Here is a 2207-nt window from a genome sequence, read left to right on the forward strand (position 1 = left end):
CCAGCCCCAGGCTCTGGCCGTCCACCAGCTGGGCCGTGAAATCTCCGGGCACGAAGCGCGCCTGGGGCAGCTCGGCGGACAGCTGTTGCAGCTGGGGCGGCGCCTGGCGCGTATCGGCCACGATGACTTCGGCGCCGCAGCGCACGCACCAGCGCGCCATGGCCAGGCCCGAGGCGCCCAGGCCCAGGATGAGCACGCGCTGGCCCTGCAGGTGCTGGGCCTGCTCGCCGGGCCAGCCGGCAGCCACGGGTGGCAGTACCTGTTCGGCTTCAACCGCCTCTTCGGTGGCGACCGGGGTGACCTCGGCGTCGGAGGAATCCGAGATGCTGGGGTCGGCAAAGATCTGGGCCACGAAGGCAGCGGCATCCCTGGCTGCCGTCAGCGTGGAGATGTCGGGTACAGGCTCGGTCATCGCCGCAGGGGCCGGGGCTGCCTCAAGCCCAAGCGCCTGCGAAGGCTCCGCAGCCAGCGGCTGCTCTGCGCCTTCCAGAGCCGCAGCCGGCGAATCGTCCAGGACCGGATCCGCGACCGGCTCGTCCGCCCGCTCGCCGGCAGACTCCGAGGCAAAGTCGGCCCCCTTGGCCAGTTCGGCATGCAGCGCCGGGACAGCGGGCTCGCCAGCCGGCAGCGCAGGAGGTTCGGTCTTGAAGTCTTCGGTGTTCATGGACTCACCTCAGCTTCAGCGTGGACAGGCCCAGCAGGCACAGCAGCATGGTGATGATCCAAAAGCGGATCACGACCTGGGTTTCCTTCCAGCCGCTCTTCTCGAAATGGTGGTGCAGTGGCGCCATCTTGAGCAGGCGACGGCCTTCGCCATAGCGCTTCTTGGTGAACTTGAACCAGGTAACCTGCAGCATCACCGACAGCGCCTCGACCACGAAGATGCCGCCCATGATGGCCAGCACGATTTCCTGGCGAACGATCACGGCGATGGTGCCCAGCGAAGCGCCCAGCGCCAGCGCGCCCACGTCGCCCATGAAGACCTGGGCCGGATGGGCGTTGAACCACAGAAAGGCCAGACCCGCTCCGGCCATGGCCGCGCAATACACCAGCAGCTCGCCCGAGCCCGGGATGTGCGGGAACAGCAGGTACTTGGCGTAGCCGGCGTTGCCGGTCACATAGGCAAAGATGCCCAGGGCCGAGCCCACCATGATCACGGGCATGATGGCCAGGCCGTCCAGGCCATCGGTCAGGTTCACCGCATTGCTGGCGCCCACGATGACCAGGTAGGTCATGACCACGAAGCCGAGCACGCCCAGCGGGTAGCTGACTTCCTTGAAGAAGGGAACAAGCAGGCCGGCCTTGGGCGGCAGGTCCAGCGAAAAGCCCGACTGCACCCAGGTCACGAACAGCTCGAAGACCTGGGCATTGGTGTTCTCCGAAATGCAGAACACCAGGTAGAGAGCGGCCAGCAGTCCGATGACGGACTGCCAGAAATACTTCTCGCCCGAGCGCATGCCCTCGGGGTCTTTGTTGACCACCTTGCGCCAGTCATCGACCCAGCCGATGGTGCCGAAGCCCAGGGTGACCAGCAGCACGATCCAGACGAAGCGGTTGGACAGGTCGAACCACAGCAGCGTGGACACGGCAATGGACAGCAGGATCAGCGCCCCGCCCATGGTGGGCGTGCCGCTCTTGGCCAGATGGGTTTCCATGCCGTAGCCGCGCACGGGCTGGCCGATCTTGAGCGAGGTCAGCATGCGGATCAGGCGCGGCCCGGCCAGCAGGCCGATGACCAGGGCCGTGAGCGCGGCCATCACGGCGCGCATCGTGAGGTACTGGAAGACGCGCAGAAAGCCGAACTCGGGGGACAGGCCCTGCAGCCATTGGGACAGCATCAGCAGCATGCGGCCTCCTTCTTGCAACCGTCATCCTTGCCGGCCGCCTCGACCGCCTGAACCACCTGCTCCATCTTCATGAACCTCGAACCCTTGACCAGAATGCTACCCACCTCGGGCAGCGCGGCACAGGCTGCCTGTTGCAGCGAGGCCATGTCTTCGAAATGCCGGGCACCTGCACCGAATGCGGTGGCGGCGGATGTGCTTTGCGCGCCCAGCGTGAACAGCCGGGCAATGCCCAGGCTGCGCGCCAGCGCGCCCGCCTCGGCATGGAATTGCGGCCCCTGGTCGCCGACCTCGCCCATGTCGCCCAGCACCAGCAGCTGGGGAGCGGGCAGTTCGCGCAGCACCTCGATGGCCGCGGCCACC

At 67.0% G+C, this 2207-nt stretch carries 2 protein-coding genes and 1 pseudogene; all 3 read right to left on the bottom strand.

What is annotated here, in order from left to right; all coding sequences use genetic code 11:
* Positions 1-664, bottom strand: a pseudogene (locus tag L995_RS24770) (UDP-N-acetylmuramoyl-L-alanine--D-glutamate ligase); the annotation flags it as partial.
* Between the two features lie 4 nt (positions 665-668).
* Positions 669-1847 (bottom strand): phospho-N-acetylmuramoyl-pentapeptide-transferase, encoded by a 1179-nt coding sequence (gene mraY, locus L995_RS24775; protein WP_016448034.1) that lies wholly within the window; start codon positions 1845-1847, stop codon positions 669-671.
* Positions 1838-2207, bottom strand: a 370-nt coding sequence (locus L995_RS24780; RefSeq protein ID WP_442855558.1) for a glutamate ligase domain-containing protein, incomplete at its 5' end; no start/stop codon positions are given. The genes mraY and L995_RS24780, both read right to left, overlap by 10 nt.

This window comes from Delftia sp. ZNC0008, from assembly GCF_000799035.1.
Lineage (GTDB): Bacteria > Pseudomonadota > Gammaproteobacteria > Burkholderiales > Burkholderiaceae_C > Comamonas > Comamonas tsuruhatensis.